Here is a 22,573-nt window from a genome sequence, read left to right on the forward strand (position 1 = left end):
TTATTGGTTACCTTGCTGCAGCAGCTCATTGACGTAGCGGTCGATGTCGCTGGTGGTATTTTTAATGTTTGAATTGTCACACTCGGTTATGTGCTGTTCTAACGTTTCACAAAGCTGCTTGCCCGGTGTCAAATTAAGCATGGCAAACACGCCCTTCAGGCGATGTGCAGTCTGAGCAAGCGAACTTAAGTCCCTTTCCGCCGCCTCATTATACAATCTCTTTACATCATCTGGTACTGTCTCAACAAACAGTTGGAAGTAGCCTGGCGCAAACAGCTGCGCAGGTTGTTCCTCTTCTTCGGGCTCGTCCAGGGCCAGCTGAAGCTCAATAAGCTGTAGCAACGCATCCTGCATTGCGCTGCTGATATTGAAGTTCACCCTGAAGCGATCGCGAGAAAGTGCCGTATAGCCCGCCTCATCATCCGTAAGCAGCAGCGACCACGCGGTCATACTGGCCGGATCGTCCGTGACCAGCACATCGTGATCCTGACCAGAAAAACGCTCATCAGGAGTGATACAGCTGGCTCCCCAGTTTTCCAGTTGGTGAACCACTATTTTTCTTATTTCATCCACGTTGATATCAATCAGCGCGGTCAGGCCTTCCAGCAGCTTCTCTTCCCGATCCTGCTGGTGCTCCTGCGGCGCATGTACCTGAATGCTGTAGCGCGTGCCGATATCGGGGCGTGCAACAATTTCCAGATGACCGCCAAGCTGTTTACATAACTGTTTACACAGGAAGAAAGCCAGACCGGAAGCCTGCCCAAAGCGATCCTGACTGGTTTCGCCAAGGAACGGGAAATCGGTATTGCCCATTTCATCTACCGTCAGGCCAGCGCCGGTATCGACCATCTCAATAGCCAGCCGATCGGGCCTGTCGGCAGGATGGCTGACCTCAATAGAGATTCTGCCCCAGCTGGTGCTGGTTATAGAGTAGTGCAGTAACGTGGTCAAAATTTTGAAAATGGCCCGCCGATCGCCAAAGCGGTTTTCATCGCTGCTAAGGCGGTTACTGACCACCAGCCTGAGTCCTTTTCGGCGCAGCGAGGGGAGGGCTTCCGTTACCAGCTCGTCAAGCACGCTCTGTAGATTGAAAGCGCCCGCATCCGGTGCCCAGTCGTGGGTTTCCAGCCGGTTCAGCAGCACGATATCATCCACCAGGCGTCGCAGCGCCTGTGACTCCTGCAGCGCATCATCCAGCTTCTCGCCGGGCTGAGCCGTTTCGATAGCCTGCAGCTGGTCGATAATGCTGCTTAATGGCCGGTTCAGCGCGTGCCCCAGATTTTGCAGCAGCTGCTGGCGCGTCTGGTGGCTCTTATCCAGCACCTGCTGGGCCTTCTGTAATTTTTTGTTGACCAGCAGTTCACGATCCTGGTCACGCATCATAAACAGCTGGGTATTGGCGGCCAGCATGCTGCGCGCATGGCGAATTTCGTACACTTCGTTATTCACCGTGGCCTGCAACACGCCCTGGTGCTGGTCGGACATGTTAATGATTTTTTGTAAATTAAGATGCGGCAAAAGATGCTCAGCAATCTTATTGCTGATAATGGTGCGGTTGCTGGCAAAGTCATACACCAGCAGGCCAACGGGCAGGCTTGCCACAATTTCATCATTCAGGATACGCAGAGAGTCCAGTTCGGCGCTCTGGTTTTCGTTAGGACGTAGCGATTGCTGGCGTAATAAAAAGAGACCGGCCAGCGACAGCAGCAGCAGCACAAAGTTTGCCAGCAGCGGCCACATCAGATTGCGCAGCGTATCCACCACCAGGCCCACCAGCGGCACGCGATAGACCAGCTGTAACGGCGTGCTGGTCAACGAGGCGGCGATCTCAATGTTAGGATTGAGTAGCGTAACCTTGGTACTGTGGGTGCCGTCATCATTATCTGCCGTGCTGCCGGTGCCGCTCATATCCTGCTTCAGCTGAAAGTTTTCCAGCGGCATGTTGAGCGGGATAAGATCGTTGATTGGCAGATCGAAAGCGACAACCGTTGCCAGATGTCCTGGCTGGTTGAAGGTGGTGCGCACGGTAAAGTAGTGATCGTTTTGCCAGGTAAACCGACGCAGCGGCGAAAAACTCTCCCGCTCGTCCAGCGCGTTGGCCTGTTGCAGCATCTCTGCGCGCCGCGCGTCGACAATCGTGCTGATGGCACTTTCTTTATAACGCGTCGCCATATCTTTCAGCGGCAGGGTAGAGATTAAAATCAGGCTGTTATCCTGACCATTCAGGAAGTACATCGACCAGGTGCTGTTTTCCGCGCCCCACAGCGTGTCCAGATAGTTGGACATACGCAGCGTCATATCCAGCGTACTGCCGTCGTGAGAACCAAAAATCAACGATTCGGTTTTGCGCCGGGTTTTTTCAAGATAGTAAACGTCCGGACGCAGGCGGGTTTCCTGCAGGCTATTGGGCGTTGCACCAGCGGCGCTGGCCGCAAGATTTTCATAAATCTGCCAGGTAGCGAAACGGTAGGTGTCAATGCGCTTCTGCATGGCGTGGGCGATATCCGCCATCGCGTAACGTTTATCGGTCAGCCAGGCGTTAACGGCGTTATGGATCATAAATCCTGATGCCAGCAGCAGCACCAGAATAAATATCGCAAAAAAGCGGGTAACGTTGCCCGAAGTCAGTGGAAATTTATAAGGCATCATATAGCCAGGCCCCAGTTAACGAGTCAGCCGGGCGCTGCGGAACAGCGCCAGCGAGCGGGCAAGCGGTAAAACAGACGTCAGGTACCGTTTCCGCCGCAAACGGTTCGGGATTACCTTGCGCTAAATTTACGCCCAAAGGCCGTAATATTCTCGCAGAAAAAGCGTACTGGGTGGCCAGCGCGCTGGCGGTCGGTCTGGCGTCCTGAGTCGTCATAGTTTCCGTTAAAAGCTTGTCGCAGTAAGCGCTACTTTTTATCACATTTCGTAAAATTAAAGAAGAACAGGCGGTGCAAAGCGTGGCGGATAACCTGTTGCAAACCCAGAGTCATGCTGACCTTTGTGTTAATAACCTGAAAAAACGGCGCTGTTAATCAAATATTGCAGCTAAAGGGTATTTTACAGACAACTCCTGGCTTGCCAGGTTTTATGCTGGCTTAACTCAAATCATTGGTGCAGGGTAAAAAATAGCCAGAACCAGAGGGAATACCCTCGTTTTTGCCGGACGTTATTTGCACAGCCCGATAACCTCAGGCCTGCGCGGATTTTTGGCAATTGATAGCATTATTTTTCATTCTCCATAACAAATATCACGCAGGAATTTCCCTCTTACCTGCCAAATATTTTCATTATTTTTACATTTTCGTAAAAATATTCCTTAAGTTAAATCAAAATTTTAACCCAAACCGGACGAGTATTTTTGCCTCTCTTTGACAATCTGAGCCAGCATAGGCTAAACGATTTGATTAAAAATTTTTATCGTTTGGATAAGTATTAATCAAGCCGACCGGCTAAATTTTTCTTACTATCAAAAAAAGAAAAGTTAAAAAAAATAGTTAATCAGCGCGTTATTTTAGGTTGTTTTTAACACGCCGACCCGTTAGTCCCCCTTTTTCACCAGGTAAATCAGTCAGCCACAAGGCATGACGACCATTTACGTTGCGCGCGAAAGTAAAGTTTTATTGATGCTTTCGCGCGGGACACTCAATGTTTGGTGTACAAGAGGTTACTATGGCTCAGCTTACCGACGGCAGCGTGGAGATCCTTTCCCGCGATAATGGCAATGTCCTTTCCCAAATCGCTGCTGGCAGTTCGAATAATACCGTTCTCCTGAATCAACCCAGCGTGGTACGTATCCACGGCACCCGTGCAATGGTGACCGAGTTTGAGCGCCAGGGTAACGACCTCATTGTGCATATGCGCGACGGCAGCGTAAAACGCTACCAGCAGTTCTTCTTTGACGATGTTGATGGCGACCACAGCGAGCTGGTTTTTGACGATGGCGTCCATCCTCCTGAACACGCTCTGTTTCCGGTAACGACAGAGTTTACCGATGCGCAAGCGGTAATGGCTCTGACGCCACAGTATGAATCCCTTGGCTCGCTCGATCCGCTGCTGCTGGCCGATACCGGTGCGACTACGGGGGTTGTCACCGCGGCGGGTATTGGCGCGCTGGGCCTGGGCGCGGCAGGCGTTGCCGCTCTGGCTAACGGCGGTGGCGGCGGTGGCGGTGGCGGGAGCGATACGACCGCACCGGTTACACCAGCCATTACCATCAATCCTTTTACCGGCGACAACGTGATCGCGGTCGCGGAAAAAAGCTCAGCCCAGACGCTGAACGGGACCACCACCGGGACGGAAGCAGGCAATACCGTAACCATCGTACTGAACGGCGTTACCTACACCACCACGACAAACGCAGACGGCAGCTGGAGTATCACCGTTCCCGCCGCCGCGCTGGCCGCCTTGCCGGATGGCAGTAACACGCTGACCGTAAGCGTCACCAACAACGAGGGCGTCACCAGCACGGCCAACGATACCTTCACCGTGGAAGCCGGGACGGTTACGCCGACCACGCCGACCATCGCCATTGCTACCTTTGCAGGCGATGACGTACTGGATAATGGCGAACAGCAGCTTGCCCAAACCGTTAGCGGCACCACCACCAACGTGCAGCAGGGCCAGACCGTCACCGTTACGCTGAACGGTCAGACCTATACGGCAACCGTTGACGCTAACGGCGCCTGGAGCGTAGCCGTCCCGGCCACGGCATTGCAGGCGCTGGCGGCCGGTACGACGACAATTACCGCCACCGTGACCGATACGGCGGGGACTGCGGCCACCACCACGCATGCCTTTACCGTTGACGCAGCAGCTGCCGTGCCAACGCTGACCATCGCTGCCTTCGCGGGCGACGACGTTCTGGATAACGGCGAACAGCAGCTTGCCCAGGCCATCAGCGGCACCACCACCAACGTGCAGCAGGGCCAAACCGTTACCGTTACGCTGAACGGCCAGACCTATACGACTACCGTAGATGCCAACGGCGCCTGGAGCGTAGCCGTGCCGGCCACGGCATTGCAGGCGCTGGCGGCCGGTACAGCGACCATTACCGCCACCGTGACCGATGCGGCGGGTACGGCAGCAACGGCCACCCACGACTTTACGGTAGCGGCGGCTGGCGTACCGACCCTTGCCATTGCTGCTTTTGCCGGTGACGACGTGCTCGACGGCGCAGAGCAGCAGCTGGCGCAAACCATCAGCGGTACCACCACCAACGTGCAGGAAGGCCAGATCGTTACCGTTACGCTGAACGGCCAGACCTATACGGCAGCCGTCGACGCTAACGGTGCCTGGAGCGTAGCCGTACCAACGACCGCCTTGCAGGCGCTGGCAGCGGGGACGGCGACCATCAGCGCCACGGTGACCGATACGGCAGGCACGGCGGCAACGGCAACCCATGACTTTACCGTAGAATCTCCTGCCGTCAGCAGCATCAGCGTTAGCCAGCTGAGCGATGACGGCTATCTGAGCATTGCGGACGCGCAGTCTGACCTGACCGTTTCCGGCTTTTCTACCGGCCTCACTGCCGGAACCGTTATCCGCGTAACGCTGGGTGGTCGTTCTTATAACGCTACCGTAGCGAGCGACGGGAGCTGGAGCACCACGGTTCCGGCTGCCGACCTCCAGCAGCTGTCGCAAGGATCGAACCTGCTCATTGCTTCCGCCACGCTGGCAGATGGCACCGTAGTTCAGAACAGCTCTGCCGCTTCGCTTAACGTCATCACCACGGAACCCGATGCCGGAATCAATACGCCTTTTGGCGACAGCGTACTCAGCGGTAGTGAAACGACAACGGATCAGACTCTGTCAGGAAATACCGGCGTAACGGGAGCCGGGCAGGCGGTTGTGGTCACGCTGGGCAGCGTCGACTATACCGGAACGGTAAACAACGACGGTAGCTGGACCGTTTCTATTCCCGCCAACGCGCTGCAAAACCTGCCGCAGGGCAGCAATGAGATTAGCGTAGCGGTAACCGATCCTGCCGGTAACACCAATACTTCCACCACGCCGGTCAACGTCGTTACCGCAGCGCCAGCGCTCACCATCACGCCGTCCGATACCACGCTGAACCAAAGCGATATCACTCAGCCGCTGGTGGTTAGCGGGGTCAGCAGCGGAAGCCAGGATATTGCCGTCACGCTGAATGGCGTAACCTATACCACCACCGTTAATCCGGACGGCAGCTGGAGCGTCAACATTCCCGCTTCCGATCTCCAGCAGATCCCTAACGGCGATTACACCGCCAGCGTGGTCTCTACCGACAGCTACGGCAACAGCAATACGCAAACGCTGCCGGTAACCATTGATGCCGCGTCGCCAACGGTTACGGTTAATACGCTGAGCGATGACGGCTATGTTAACGCCAGCGAGGCCACTCAGCCGCTGGAAATCACCGGTACCACCCAGCCAGGCACCTCGGTGCTGGTTCGTTTCGATAGCGTTGACCTGACGGCCACTGTTGATCCTGTCACGGGCAACTGGACTGCAACCTTAAGCGCAGACGATCAGGCGGGCATTGCAGATGGCTCCTACGTCGTTACCGTTATCGCGACCGACGCGGCAGGAAATATCGGCCAGACCTACACCACGGTAACTTTTGCTACCACCACGCCGGTTATCACCGTTAATGATTTAACCGCTGACGGAAGCCTTGACGGCGCTGAAGTGGCGGTTGACCAGGTTCTGACCGGCACCGTCACTCATGTTTCAGCGGGCCAGCCAATTACGCTGACGCTGTCAGACGGCACTACCTTTAGCGGCACCGTAGAATCTGGCGGCGGCTGGAGCGTTACGCTGCCCGCCGCCACGCTGTCGGCGCTGGCTAACGGTACGCAAAGCTATACCGTAACCGTCAGCGATACGGCGGGAAATAGCGGCACGGCTACCGGTTCCTTTGACGTTGCGGTAGATAACAGCGTCGCTACGCTTGCCGTTTCCCCGGTCAGCGGTGACAACGCGCTGAACGCCACCGAAGCGCAGTCGGATTTGGTTATCAGCGGCAGCAGCGCCGGTCTGGCCGCCACGACGCCGCTAACCGTTACCTTTAACGGCGTTGACTATGCGACATCCGTCAATGCCGATGGCACCTGGACCGTGACCGTACCGGCCTCGGCGCTGACGGGTATCGCCAACGGTAGCTACACCATTGCCGTAACCGGAGCCGACGCGGACAACAATGCGGTTACCAGCAGCAGCGACCTGACCGTTCGCACCTCTTTCCCGGCAGATATCATCGTTAATTCGCCGTTTGGCGACGGCATTCTGAACGCGGCTGAAAGCACCACGGCGCAAACGCTGACCGGCAACAGCGGCGTAAATTTTGCCGATCAGGCGGTGACGGTGACCGTTGATGGTATTTCTTACGTGGCAACCGTCGATACTTTTAGCGGCAACTGGAGCGTGGCGCTGCTGCCTCCGGCGCTGGCATCCTTGCAGGACGGCACGGCCACCATTGTCGTTACGGTAACCGATTCACTGGGCAATACGGCATCAGGCTCTACGCCGTTTACGGTGGACACTGCCACTCCTGCGTTAAACGTCACCGTGCCGGGCGATAACGGCACGATTAATAGCCAGGCGCAAAACCAGCCGCTGGCGGTCAGCGGGACGGCGGAAGCGGGCAGCACTATCCAGGTGGCGCTGGACGGCGTCTCTTATGTGACGGCGGCCGATGCTAACGGTGCCTGGAGCGTAAATATCGCGCCGTCCACGCTGCAAACGCTGGGCGACGGCAAATACGATATCACCGTAACCGCGACGGACGCAGGCGGCAATCAGACCACCTCGCTGACGCCGCTGATCATTGATACCACCGCGCCTGCCCTGGCGGTTGCGCCGATTTCCGGCGACGGTTATCTCAATGCGGCAGAGCACGCCGCCGCGCTTGACGTAACGGGCACGGCCGAAGCGGGCTCTGCCGTGGCGGTATTGCTAAACGGCGTAACCTATAACGGGACGGCGGATGCTAACGGCAGCTGGAGCGTCAGCGTACCGGCCAGCGACGTCAGCGCGCTGACGGACGGAAATTACAGCGTCACCGTGCAGGCGACGGACAGCGCAGGCAACGTCGCTTCTGCTCAGCAGCCGTTAACGGTTGTTGCCTCAGCGTCCGCGCAGCCTACGATCACCGTTGATGCCTTTACCGGCGACGGCGTACTGGACGGTGCCGAACAGGATCTTAACCAGCTGGTTACCGGCACCACGACCAACGTGCAGGCCGGGCAAATTGTGACGATGACGCTGAACGGCGCGCAATATACCGGCGCGGTACAGGCGGACGGCACCTATAGCATACTGGTTCCCGCCACGGCCTATTATGGCGTAGCTAACGGCGCGCAAACCTTTACCGTAAGCGTGGCCGATACCGCCGGAAATACCGCCACGGCCGCCAGTGGTTTCACCATTGATAACACCTTCAGCGCCATCGCTATTGGCGTGATCAGCGATGACAATGCGATTAACGCTACCGAAGCGCAAAGCCCGCTGGTGATCCACGGCAGCACGCGCTTTGTCTCTTTCGGCGCGCGTATTCTGGTGCGTTTTAACAATACGAATTATGAAACTACCGCCAACAGCGACGGCAGCTGGAGCGTTACCGTTCCTGCCAGCGCGCTGAGTACTCTGACCAACGGTAACCAGACGGTAACGGCAACGGCAACCGATGAGAACGGCAATCAGGTCACCACCACGCAGAGCCTGGATTCCGCCGTTAATCCTGATTTTACCGTCACGCTGAATGAGCCATTTACGGACGGCGCGCTAAACGGCAGTGAAGCGGCGGTCGATCAGCAGCTCACCGGCACCACGGGTATCACCGGCAGCGGCCAGGCGGTTAGCGTTGTACTGAACGGGGTCACCTACGCCGCTACCGTTGACGCAAACGGCAACTGGTCAGTGCAGCTGCCAACTGCGGTATTGCAGGGACTGCCGCAGGGCGATAACACGCTGACCGTTACCGCTACCGATCCCGCAGGCAATACTTCTTCACTGACCAACACCTTTACCGTAGATACTTCTACACCAACGCTGACTTTGGATCCTATCGCAGATGATAATCGCCTGAATCTGGCGGAGCAGAGCCAGGGCGTCACCCTGACCGGCAATGGCGCAGAGGGCGACGTGGTTACGCTGGTGCTGAATAACATCACCTATACCGCGACGGCCGATGGCACCGGCACCTGGAGCATCGACCTGCCAACCTCAGCGCTGCTGGCGCTAACCGACGGTAGCTACAACGTATCGGTCAGCATCACGGATGCCGTAGGCAACGTTTCCTCACTGGTGCGCACCCTGGATGTCGATCTGACGCCGCCAGCGGTAACGGTAAATACGGTCGCCACCAATGGTTACCTGAACGCTGCCGATGCCAGCCAGCCGCTGGTCATTAGCGGGACGGGCGAAACCGGCAACACGATTAACGTCGAACTGAATGACACCACCTATAACGTGGTAGTTGGCGCGAACGGCCAGTGGACGCTTACCGTTCCCAATACGGCCGTTAACGCGCTGGCAGACGGAAACTATACGCTGAACGTGACCGCTGCCGATCCGGCCGGCAATACGACAGCCACCAGCACGTCGCTGACAGTAGATACCAGCGCGCCGACCATCACCATCAACAACGTTACCAGCAACAACATTATTGATGGTGCCGAACAGCAGACCGATCAGCTGCTCACCGGTACGGTAGCGAATGCGGAGGCGGGACAGCCGCTGACGGTCACGCTAAACGGCGTGGAATACACCACCACGCTACAAAGCGGCGGCGCCTGGCAGGTTACCATTCCTTCCACGGATCTGGTTGGACTGGCAAACGGGACGCAAACGCTTAGCGTCACCATCACGGATGTGGCAGGTAACGCCGCCACCACCACCAAAACCTTTACCGTTGATAATACGCTCAGCAGCGTCGCCTTCGATCCGCTCAGCACGGACGGTTATCTGAACGCCACCGAAGCGCAGACCGACCTGACGGTGACCGGTTCCACGGCCAACGTAGCGGAAGGCAGCACGGTTACCTTCACGCTTGGCGGACAGGACTATACGGGCACCGTTGCCGCTAACGGTAGCTGGACGGTCACCGTTCCGGCTACGGCATTGCAGGCGCTGGGCGAAGGGCCACAAACGGCTACGGCCAGCGTGCTGGCAGCAAATGGCGACACGGTTACCAGCGAAAATACGCTGAACGTCTATATCGATCGCGTTCCGGATCCTTCGCTGCAAACGCCATTTACCGACGGCGTGCTGACTAACGATGAAGCGGCGGTAGCGCAGACGCTATCGGGCGCTACGGGTGAACAGGGCGATGGCCAGACCGTGACCGTGACACTGGGCGGCACGGACTATACCGCCACCGTTAACAGCGCCGGCAACTGGACGCTGAACCTGACGCCAGCCGAGCTACAGGCGCTGCCGCAAGGGCAGTCGGAAGTTACGGTGACCGTTACTGATGTGGCCGGCAACACTTCGACTATTACGCCTGCGCCAGTCATTACCGTCGCGACGGCGCTGCCAACGCTGACGCTAAATCCGCTGGCGGGCGGTGATAATGTTATTAATGCCGATGAGCAAGGCAATCCGCTGGACGTCAGCGGAACGGGCGCGGCAGGCGACAGCATTACCGTTGCGCTCAATGGCGAAACCTATACCACCACGGTGGCGACGGACGGCAGCTGGAGCGTGACCGTTCCGGCCACCGCTCTGGCGGCGCTTGCCGATGGCTCATATGCGCTACAGGTTAGCGCCAGCGATGCCTATGGCAACACTTCTACGCAAAACGTAGGGCTTGCCGTTGATACCGCCGTGCCGACCTTTACGGTCGATCCGGTAACGGGCGATGACACTATCGATCGCGCCGAGCAGACCCAGGCGCAAAATATTACCGGGACGGGCAGCGAAGGCGACACCATCGCGGTAACGTTGGGCGGCGATACCTATACGACGACGGTTGGCGCAGGCGGCCAGTGGACGGTAAGCGTACCGGCCAGCACGCTGGCAAACCTGACGGAAGGCGACAATACGCTAACCGTTACGGCGACATCGCCAGCGGGCAATGCCACCACCCAGGATACGACTATCACGCTGGATACGGCGGTAGCTACCACGCTGATCGTTAATCCGATTACCGGCGACGACCTTATCAACGCTACCGAAGCCGCGCAGGGCTTCAGCGTGACCGGCAGCGTGCCGGACGATACTACCGCCGTCGTCGTAACCTTCAACGGCACGGATTATCCTGCCACCGTCGCCGCCAACGGTTTATGGAGCGCGGCGATTCCGGCGACGGCGCTGGCAGGCGTGGCGGACGGCGATTATCAGCTGACCGTGACGGCAACACCAGCCAGCGGCGGCAGTCTTGCCCAGCCTTATACCCTTACCCTGGATACCACCGCGCCAGCCTTAACCGTCAACGCCATTGCCGACGATAATTTCCTGAACGCTGCCGAACAGGTGCAGCCGCTGGATATCACGGGAACGGGCGAAGCGGGCGACAGCGTGCGCGTGACGCTGAACGGCATCGTTTATACCGCCACCGTGGCCAACGACGGCAGCTGGACGGTCACCGTTCCGGCCACGGATACCCTTGCGTTAACCAACGGCAGCTATCCGGTGGCCGTCAGCGCCAGCGACCCGGCAGGCAATATCACCACGCAAACCAGCACGCTTGCGGTCGATCTGAGCGCGCCAGCGCTGACCGTCAATCCGCTTAGCGGCGACGGAATATTAAACGCGGTGGAGCAAACCCAGCCGCTGACCGTCAGCGGGACGGCGGAAAATGGCGCGGCCATTACCGTCACGCTGGAAGGCACCGACTACACCACCACCGTTGGCGCTAACGGTCAGTGGACGCTGGATATTCCTTCTGCCGACCTGGCCGGACTCACTAACGGTGACTATCAGCTGACCGTAGCGGTGGCCGATGCGGCGGGCAACGTCACTTCCCGCGCAAGTACGCTGACCGTGGTAGCGGATGCCGACACGTTGCCGACGCTGACGCTGGACAACTTTGCGGGCAACAATATCCTTGATGGCGCAGAGCAGCAGGTTAACCAGACGATTAGCGGCACCACGACCAACGTTCAGGCGGGCCAGGTGGTCACCGTCACGCTAAACGGAACGATTTATAGCGGCATCGTGCAGGACAGCGGCGCCTGGAGCGTGACCATTCCTTCATCCGTGCTGGAACAGCTCTCTACGGGCACGCAGACCTATAGCGTTTCCGTTGGTGATACGGCAGGGAATTCCGCCAGCGTAACCGGCAGCTTTGATATCAATACGGACATCAGTTCCGTCGCTATCAATACGATCAGTGATGACGGCTATCTGAATGCCGCCGAAGCGCAGAACGATCTGACCGTCAGCGGTGCCGTTTCTAACATCCCGGAAGGCAATACCGTGACCGTCACGCTGAACGGCGTGGACTATACAACGCAGGTCGCCAACGGTAGCTGGACGCTGACGGTGCCAGCGGCAGATCTGGCGGCATTGCCTGAAGGGGCTGCAACCGTCAGCGCCAGCGTGAACGATATTGACGGCAATGCCGTAACCAGCAATGCCACGCTAAACGTTGCCATTACCACGCTGCCAGCGGTGACCACGGATACGCCATTTACCGACGGCACGCTGAACGCCGACGAGGCCGCCGTGGCGCAAACGCTGACCGGCACCACTGGCGTCACCGGCGACGGCCAGAATGCCAGCGTAGTGATTAATGGCATCACCTATACCGGTACGGTCGACGGCGACGGTAACTGGAGCGTTATTGTTCCGGCCAACGTCTTGCAGACGCTGCCGCAGGGTGACACTGTCGCTATCGTTACGGTCAGCGATGCGGCAGGCAACATTGCATCGTCCAGTCTGACGTTGAGCGTAGACACGCAGGCACCCGCCGTTAGCGTTAACGATATTGCCGGAGACAACGTCCTTAACGCGACTGAGCAGGCCAGCGATCTGCCTGTCAGCGGTACGGGCGAAGCGAATTCCGCCATCGTCGTCACGCTTAACAATGTTAACTACACCACCACGGTTGGCACAGACGGTAACTGGACGTTGAGCATTCCGTCCGCCGATCTGGGGAATCTGGCGGACGGTAGCTATGTCGTCACCACCACCGCAACCGATGCGGCGGGCAACACCACTACCACCGACAGCCCGCTCACCGTCAAAGCGAGCCCTGCCGGACAGCCAACCATTACCGTTGACGCTTTTGCCAGCAACGACACGGTAAACGGCGCTGACCAGCAAACCACGCAATATCTGAGCGGCACCACGACCAATGTAGAAGCGGGCCAGCAGGTGACCGCGACGCTGAACGGCGTAGCGTACTTCACCCGCGTGCTCGCCAGCGGCGCATGGCGCATTGCTATTCCATCCTCGGCGCTGGCCTCGCTGGCTGACGGCACGGCTACCTTCAGCGTGGCGGTCAGCGATGCGGCGGGCAACGCCATCACCATCAGCCACGAGGTTACCGTCGATGCCACTGCGGCGGGCGTCAGCATCGATCCGCTGAGCACCGACGGCTATCTGAACGCGGCGGAAGCGCAGGATTCATTAATTGTTACCGGCACCACCACTGGCGTAACGCAGGGCGCGACGGTCACGGTCACCTTTAACGGCCAGACCTTTACCGGCGTCGTGGGAACCGGCGGCGCATGGAATGCGGTTATTCCGGCAGCGAGCCTGGCCGGACTGGCGGATGGCGCTAATACGTTGACCGCCAGCGTCACCGACGCGACGGGCGCGACCACCACCAGCACGGCAACGCTAAACGTACAGGTTAACAGCTTGCCGGCGGCCACGGCCGACGCGCCGTTTAACGATGGCACGCTTAACGGCACCGAGGCGGCGACCGCGCAGACGCTGACCGGTACGACGGGCGTTACGGGCGACGGTCAAACCGTGACCGTTGTGGTTGGGACAACAACCTATACCGGCATAGTGGATGCGGCGGGTAACTGGAGCATCAGCGTACCGGCAGCCGAACTTCAGGCACTACCGCAGGGCGCGAATACGCTACAGGTCACGGTTGCAGATGCGGCTGGCAATACCAGTACGCTGGCAGTTCCGGTCACTGTAGATACCGTTGCACCAACGGTAACGCTTAATACCATAGCGGGCGACGGCGTGGTGAACGCTACCGAAGCGGCGGCCGATATTACCGTCAGCGGCGGCAGCACCGGCGCGGAAGAGGGCCAGCTCGTTACCGTAACGCTGAGCGGACAAAACTATACCACCACCGTGGCGGCCGACGGCAGCTGGAGCCTGGCTCTGCCTGCCGGGCTGCTGCAGGCTTCGCCAGACGGGACTTATCCGCTGACCGTCAGCCTGACCGATGCGGCGGGCAACGTTGGTACGGCCGCGACGGCCGTCACGCTGGTGACCGTTGCGCTGCAGCCGACCATCAATACACCGTTTGTCGATAACTATCTGAACATTGCTGAATCGCAGAGCGATCAGACGCTAAGCGGTACCACTGGCGTAACCGGCGCAGGCCAGACGGTCACGGTTAACCTTGGCGGCACGGATTACACGGCCACCGTGGATGCTAACGGTGGCTGGACGCTGCCGGTAACGGCGGCCACGCTACAGGCGCTGGGTGAAGGCATCCAGACGGTGACCGTCACCGCCGCAGATGCGCAAGGCAATACGGGGGTGATTGCCACTTCTGTTAACGTCGACTTTACGGCACCGACGCTGGCCATCGCTCCGGTTGCGGGCGATAACATTATCAATGCGGCGGAAAGCGTCGGGCCGGTAGCCATCACGGGAACCGCTTCGGCGAGCGAAGCAGGCCAGCTGGTTACCGTCACCTTTAACGGCGTCAACTATCAGCAGACGGTGCAGGACGACGGTAGCTGGACGGTTAATCTGCCATCCAGCGTGACGCAAGGGATTGCCGACGGCGCGTACCCGGTCAGCGTCAGCCTGACCGATGCGGCTGGCAACGTCACCACCCAGGCCCTGACGGTAACGGTTGACGCCAGCGTCGCCAGCCAGCCGACTATCGCGCTGGATCCCGTCAGCGGCGACAGCTATATCAACCAGGCCGAGGCGGCGCAGGATCTTACTTTGACCGGCACCACCACCAACGTTACCGAAGGCCAGACCGTGACCGTCACGCTTAACAGCCTGACCTATACGGCGCTGGTGCAGGCGGACGGTAGCTGGACGGCCACGGTTCCGGCTGCGGACGTCAGCGCACTGCCGGACGGCGCGCAAACGCTCACCGTAGCGGTAGCCGACGTGGCGGGCAATACGGGCAGCGCTTCCGCCGACTTTACCGTGGTGGCGCAGGCCGCCGATCTGCCGACCATTACCATCGATCCGGTGACCAGTGACGACACGGTTAACCTTGATGAAGCGCAAAACGACGTGCAGATCACCGGCACCAGCCAGAGTATTGCGGCAGGCGATAACGTGACGGTAACGCTGAATGGTGCCACCTATATCGGTACCGTAGACGTGGACGGCAACTGGACGGCCACGGTTCCGGCAGCGGCCATACAGGCGCTTTCACAGGGAACCAATACGGTTACCGCCAGCGGCAATGACGTGGCGGGCAACACGGCAACGGCCTCTTCTGACTTTACCGTTGATACCACGCCGCCGCTGCTGGACCTCACGTTAAGCTCCGGCACTGACAATATATTGAACGCGGCGGATGCGGCGGCTGGCCTGGTGGTAAGCGGCACCACTGACGCGGGTCTGCCGGTCAGCATCACGTTAAATAACAAAGTCTATGCGGCGACGGCAGATGTTAACGGCGCATGGAGCACGACGATTGCCAGCGGCGATCTGCAGGCGCTGAGCGATGGTTCCAACCTGCTTATCGTGGTGGTGACGGATGCCAGCGGCAACGTGGCGACCAATATCACCGACCTCACCGTTGCCGTTAACGTGCTGCCAACGCTGACCCTGGATACGCCGTTCGTCGACGGTCTGGTCAACGCCACCGAGGCGGCCACAGAGCAAACGCTAACCGGTACAGCCACCAACCTGGCGGAAGGCTCGGCGGTAACGGTGACTGTCGGAGACCAGACCTTTAACGGCACGGTGGCGGCAGACGGCACCTGGAGCGCCACCGTCCCGGCGGGTTCTCTGGCCGCGCTGGCCGATGGCACTTATCAGCTAACGGTTGCCAGTGCGGATGCCGCAGGCAACCCGGCCACGGCTCAGGCCAGCGTCGAAGTGCTGGCGACCACGCTGCCAGCCGTCACCATTGCCACTCCGTTTGTGGATGGTTTGCTGAATGCTACCGAGGCGGGGGTCGATCAGGTTATCAGCGGCACCACCGGCACCACTGGCGCTGGCCAGACCGTAACCTTAACCATTGATGGCAATGCGGTTGCAACCACCGTAGACGCCAGCGGCAACTGGACGGCGACGCTGACGCCAGCCCTGGCCGCCACGCTGGGTAATGGCGAGCATACTATTAACGTTACCGCTGCCGATGTGGCGGGTAACACGGCAACGAACGCGTTGACCTATACCGCTATCGTCACCGGTCTACCAGCGCCAACGCTGACGCAGCCTTTTGTCGACGGCACCCTGAATGCGGCAGAAGCAGCGGCGGGACAGACGCTGGATGGCTCAACGGGCATCACCGGCGCGCAAACGGTCACCGTGGATATCAACGGCACGGCTTATCAGGCCACGGTCGATACCGCTACCGGAGCATGGACGCTGCCTTTAGGCGCGGACGTACTCACCGCGCTGCCGGACGGCACTTTGCCGGTAACGGTAACGGTGACGGATGCGGTAGGTAACGTAGCCACGGCCACCGATTCAGCCGTGGTAGTGGTCAATACGCTGCCTGCGGTCACCATCGATCTGCCGTTTACCGACGGTCAGCTCAACGTGGCCGAAGCGGCAACCACGCAGACGCTAAGCGGTAATACGGGACTGACGGCGGCTGGCCAGACCGTGACCGTAGCCATTGACGGCGGTACGCCACTGACGGCCACGGTAAACGACAACGGTAACTGGACGCTGGATCTCACTTCTGCCCAGCTGACGGCGCTGGGCAGCGGCACCCACACCTTTGCGGTAACGGCGACGGACAGCGCGGGCAACGCCGATACGGCTACGCTGGATGTTAATGCGCTACTGGCATTGCCGCAGCCAACCATTGGATCCCCGTTGTTTACCGATGATATTTTGAATATCGCGGAGGCAGGCTCGGCGATCACGCTGACCGGTACGACTGGCGTAACGGGGGCTAACCAGGGCGTACAGCTGCAAATTGACGTGGCGGGCATCGTCTATACCGGTACGGTTGACGCCAACGGTAACTGGGCGGTTGCTTTACCGGCAGGCGCATTAAGCTCGCTGGATAACGGTACTCATTCGGTTAGCGTCACCGTGATCGACGCGGCAGGCAACACCAATACCAGTACGCTTGACTTTACCGCGGCGCTGACCGCACCGACGCCAACGCTGGATGTACCTTTTGACAACAGCTATCTTAGCGCGGCTGACGTAGCGGCAGGGGCGGCGCTGACCGGCGCAACCGGCTTAACGGGCGACGGCCAGACGGTCACGGTCACGCTGGGCGGCAACAATTATGCTGCTGCGGTAGACACGGACGGCAACTGGACGCTGGCGCTAACGACGGCGCAGCTGACTGCCCTGGGCCAGGGCTTGCAGAACTATACGGTGGTCGCGGCGGACGTGGGCGGTAATACCGCTACGGCGGCGGGCAGCTTCACGGTGGATACCGATATCCCGACCGTCACTATTGCCGCATTAACGGGCGACGGCGCGCTGGATTACCAGGAAAGCCTGACCACGCAGACGCTGAGCGGGACCACTACCGGCGCACAGGAAGGTCAGCTGGTGACGGTAACTATCGGCACGGCCACCGTTAACGGCGTGGTCGCCGCAAACGGCAGCTGGTCGGTCAACCTGACGCCGGAAATCCTGGCGCAGCTCGGCACCACTGGCGATACCGGTACGATTACCGCCTCGGTAGCGGATGTGGCGGGTAATACCGGCACGGCAACCGCCAGCGTGGCGGTCGATCTGACGCCGCCAGCCACGCCGCTGCTGATACTGGATCCGATTTCCGGTGACAACATTATTAACAGTACCGACGGCGCGACGCTGACGCTGACCGGCAGCTTCACCAATCTGCCGACCACGGGCGGTGCGGTGGCGGGAACGGTAACCGTCAGCATCAACGGCGTGGCGCAAACCGGCACGGCAACGGTCAACAGTCAGGATGGCACCTGGACGCTAACGGTGCCGAATACCACGGCCAATATTGCCGAGGGCACGGCTACCGTTACGGCGACGCTGACCACCGATCAGGGGACCACGCTGAACAGCACCAGCCAGGTGCTGGTTGACCGCATTGTACCAACCGTGACCATTAACGCCTTTGCCGATGACAATGTGCTTAACAGTGCGGAAGCGGCGACCACCCAGACCATCAGCGGTACGGCTTCTGCCAGCGAGGCGGGCAGGGCAATCACGCTGACGCTGAATGACAAAACCTACAGCGCAGTAGTGCAGGCGGACGGCAGCTGGTCAACCACGGTAGCGTCGGGCGATTTGCAGGCGCTGGCCCAAAGCAGCCAGACCATCAGCGCCAGCCTGACCGATGCGGCGGGCAACACCGGCACGGCGGCGCTCAATTTTGCGGTAGATACCGCCGCGCCGTTGATTCAGGTGAACGCGCTGCTGGGCGACAATCTGCTTAACGCCACGGATATTCTTGCTACCCAGACCGTGACCGGGACAGCGACCGGAGCCGAAGGCCAGACGATTGGCCTCTATCTTGGCGACGGCTCGCCAATTGCGACGGCCGTGGTTAACGCTGACGGCACCTTCAGCCTTAACCTCACGCCAGAAGTCCTTGGCAGTCTGGCGGACGGCGCGCTGGTCTTCGGCCTGCGCGTTAGCGATGCGGCGGGTAACGCCACCGACGCCACGCTGACGGTTAACAAAGTTGTCAACGCCGCGCTAAACCTGGTGGTGGATTCTGTCTTCGGCGATGGCTTCCTGAACGCGACGGATACTACGGTGGCGCAAACTATCACCGGCCTGGCTTCTTCTGCCGGTACGGGCGCCACGGTTTCGCTGACGCTGGGTGGCACCACGCTCACCGCTAACGTAGGTCAGGATGGCCGCTTTGCGCTGGTCGTGCCGCCGAGCCTGCTTGGTTTACTGAGCGACGGCGACACCACGTTAAACCTGACGCTGACCGATGCGGCGGGCAACACGCGTACCGTGGGCGAAACGGTCACCGCGATTCTGGAAACGCCAACGATTAGCGCGCTCACCGGACTGTTTGGCGGCGATAATCTGCTGAATATTGCGGAAGCCGCCGTGGCGCAGACGGTCGGCGGGACGATTAACGGCACGGCTGGCTCCGCCGTCACCGTCACGCTGGGCAGTAAATCCTATCAGACCACCTTACAGGCTAACGGTGCCTGGAGCGTCAGCATTCCGGCGCTGGATCTGGCGGCGTTAACCACCGGCAACCAGACGCTGGGCGTTTCGGTCACCGATGCGGCGGGGAATACGGCTTCTACCTCAACCACTATTGGTATCTTCACCGCGCAGCCGACTATCACGCTTAACCCTGTTTTCGGCGACGGCGTCCTGAATATTGCCGATGCGCTGGTTAACCAGACCATCAGCGGTACGGTGAGTAACGTAGCGGCAGGCTCGACTATTAACCTGACGCTGGGCAGCTCTACCATTCAGGCTACCGTAGGGCAAAACGGCACCTTTACCGCGACGGTTACGCCGGACATTCTGGGTACGCTGACCAGCGGTAACCTTACCGTGGGCGCCAGCGTTACCGATGCGGCAGGCAACACCGCGACCACCACCGGTAACCTGGTGGCGAAACTGACCGCGCCGGTAATCAATATCGCCGAACTGTTTGGCGACGGCCTGCTGAACGTGGCGGACGCAGCGCTTGGACAAACGGTGAGCGGCACCATTGCTAATGCCGAAGCGGGCGATCGCGTGGTAGTGACCGTGGGTGGGACTCAGCTTGTTACCACTACCGCGGCAAACGGTGCGTTTAGCGTGACGCTGACGCCAGCAATACTGCAAGGTCTGGCAGACGGTAATTTAACGGTAGGCGTCAGCGTTACGGACAGCGCGGGCAATACCAGTTCCGCCACCGCTGGCGCGGTCGTGGGCATTAACGCGCTGCCGACAATTACGCTGAACCCGGTGTTCGGCGGCGATGGCGTGCTGAACCTGGTCGAATCGCTGTCAACGCAAACCATTAGCGGGACGGTCAGCAACGTTGCGCAAGGGTCAACGGTCACCATTAATCTGGGCGATACCGTTGTCACGGCGACAGTGGGTGCAAACGGCGCTTATAGTGCCCAGGTCACGCCAGCTATTCTGAGTACGCTGCTGGACGGCAACCTTACCGTTGGCGTGTCGGTTACCGATGCGGTTGGCAACGTTGCCAGCGTCAGCACTGGCGTTAAGGTGGGTATTCATACCACGCCAACCCTGACGGTCAACACCGTGTTTGGGGATAGCGTGCTCAGCGCGAACGATATCAACACCGTGCAGACCATCAGCGGTACGGCCCGCAACGCCGCGACCGGATCGATTGTTACCGTAACGCTGAACAGTAAAACCTATACCGCCACGGTTAACAGCAGCGGCGGCTGGACGCTCAACGTGCCGAAAGCCGATCTCAGCGCATTGCCTAACGGCGTGCTGACGGTCAACGCCTCGGTGACCGACAGCGCCTATGGCAACACCGCCACCAGTACCGGAACGCTGGTCGTTATCGCCCAGACGCCGCCATCGGTGACTATCTCTTCCATCTTTGGCGATGGCTTGTTAAGCGCGGTGGATGCGCAGTCTGCGCAAACTATTACCGGTTCGTCAACCAACGCCGAGGGGTCGATCCTGACCGTTCGCGTAGGGACTTCGACTACCTTAACTACCACTATCAGTGCCAACGGTACGTGGAGCGTATCGGTTCCGGCTACGGTGCTGGCCGCGCTGGCGGATGGCACGACTACCGTGACTGCGAGCGTTACTAACGCCGTAGGCAATACGGGTTCAGGTACGGATACGGCAGTGGTTAAAACCCACTCGCTGCCCACTATTACCATTACCAACAGTACGGTATTTGGTGGCGACCACTATCTAAACCTTAGCGAAGCCAACGTTGCAGAAACCATCAGCGGCACATCAACCAATGCGGTCGGCAGTACGGTAACGGTCAGCATTGCGGGTAATACCTATACCACTACGGTGGGCACGGGCGGCGCGTGGAGCGTCTCCATTCCTTCCGCTACCTTAAAAGGCATTGCCGACGGCAATTACACTATCACCGCGACCGTCACCGATGCCGTAGGCAACACTTCAACCGGCAGCGATACCTTTACCGCAGTCACGCATAACCTGCCGGCGATTGGCGTCGATCCGGTGCTCAGCCTGGTTAACGTCTTAGTGTCTGGTTTAACCGTCACGGGCGGCACGCTGAACCTGGCGGCGGGCACCACGCTACACGTCACGCTGAACGGCACCACGCTAAACGTTGTTACCGACGCAACTGGTCGTTACAGCGCGAAGTTCACCGGTACGGTGTTAACCGCGCTGAGTCTGAATTCGATTGTTACCGTGACCGCCGTGGATGCGGCAGGCAACCCGGCGTCGACCAGTAATACGCTGCTGCTGGGTTCTCTGCTGCCAGCCAGTACTACCTCGACCGCAACCGCAACGGCAGCCACGACGCTGCTGGCCGTCGCGGCGGATGACTCCACCGCCGTTGCCGCAACGGATACCAGCGACTCAACGACGGCTACGGCGGCCACGGTCACGGCAAAAGTTGCCGTAGCCGCCGCGAGCACCGACACCAGCCATACCGATAGCGCCACCGCGACCGCCAGCAGTACAGACAGCACCGCAACCACGACGACGTCAGAAGATACGACTACGGCTACTGCCGTCGCCGATGACAGCAGCTACACCATCGGCGGCCTGGTGGTGACGCTGGCGGATGGCCATACCGAGGAGGGCGCTTCGGTGACGGGCGGCAGCGGCAACGACACGGTCACGCTGAACACGCTGAACTTTACCCATATCGACGGCGGGGCGGGCACCGATACGCTGGTGCTCAGCGGCGATAACATGACGCTGGATCTCACTACCCTGGGCCTGAAAGTAGAGCATATCGAAATCATCAACCTTGGCAGTAGCGGCACCAACAGCGTCAAGCTTAACCTTAACGAGGCGCTGAATATTACCGACAAACAGACTGACGATCTGATGATCAAAGGGGTAACGGGCGATCAGGTTACGCTGGCTAACGGCGACGGCGGCACCTGGGCAGCCACGGCGCAGCGTACGGTTGACGGTCAGGTTTTCGACGTTTACCACAACTCCGCGCTGGCCTCGACCAACACGCTGGGTGATGTGCTGGTGCAGCATAATCTCCAGGTACACGTTGTGTAACAAAGGTTTCCCTGCGCAAGGGCGGTTGTTCTTGCGCAGGGCGTCTACAGTTAAGAAGGAATTATGCTTTATGCTGGCAGGGTGTCATATACAAAAAATTACAATGTAAAGATTTAGTTATCTTTGAGTAAAGTGATGTAAA

General features: G+C 59.4%; 2 protein-coding genes. One reads left to right on the forward strand and one right to left on the reverse strand.

Translation table 11 applies throughout. The features are described 5' to 3' along the window. Entirely contained in the window at window positions 1-2,649 is a 2,649-nt protein-coding gene (rcsD, locus tag ACMGGR_RS06020) for a phosphotransferase RcsD (protein ID WP_246757932.1), read from the reverse strand. Between the two features lie 1,008 nt (window positions 2,650-3,657). Here rcsD and ACMGGR_RS06025 point away from each other — a divergent pair. After that, window positions 3,658-22,431, forward strand: coding sequence for an Ig-like domain-containing protein (locus tag ACMGGR_RS06025; protein ID WP_414148391.1), 18,774 nt, complete (start codon window positions 3,658-3,660; stop codon window positions 22,429-22,431). Window positions 22,432-22,573 lie beyond the last annotated feature (142 nt).

Source organism: Erwinia sp. BNK-24-b (assembly GCF_047456155.1).
GTDB lineage: Bacteria > Pseudomonadota > Gammaproteobacteria > Enterobacterales > Enterobacteriaceae > Erwinia > Erwinia phyllosphaerae.

Bases quoted from the DNA above. Each gene is read 5' to 3' on its own strand.
- rcsD (WP_246757932.1), bottom strand. From the start codon at position 2,649: ATGATGCCTTATAAATTTCCACTGACTTCGGGCAACGTTACCCGCTTT.
- ACMGGR_RS06025 (WP_414148391.1), top strand. From the start codon at position 3,658: ATGGCTCAGCTTACCGACGGCAGCGTGGAGATCCTTTCCCGCGATAAT.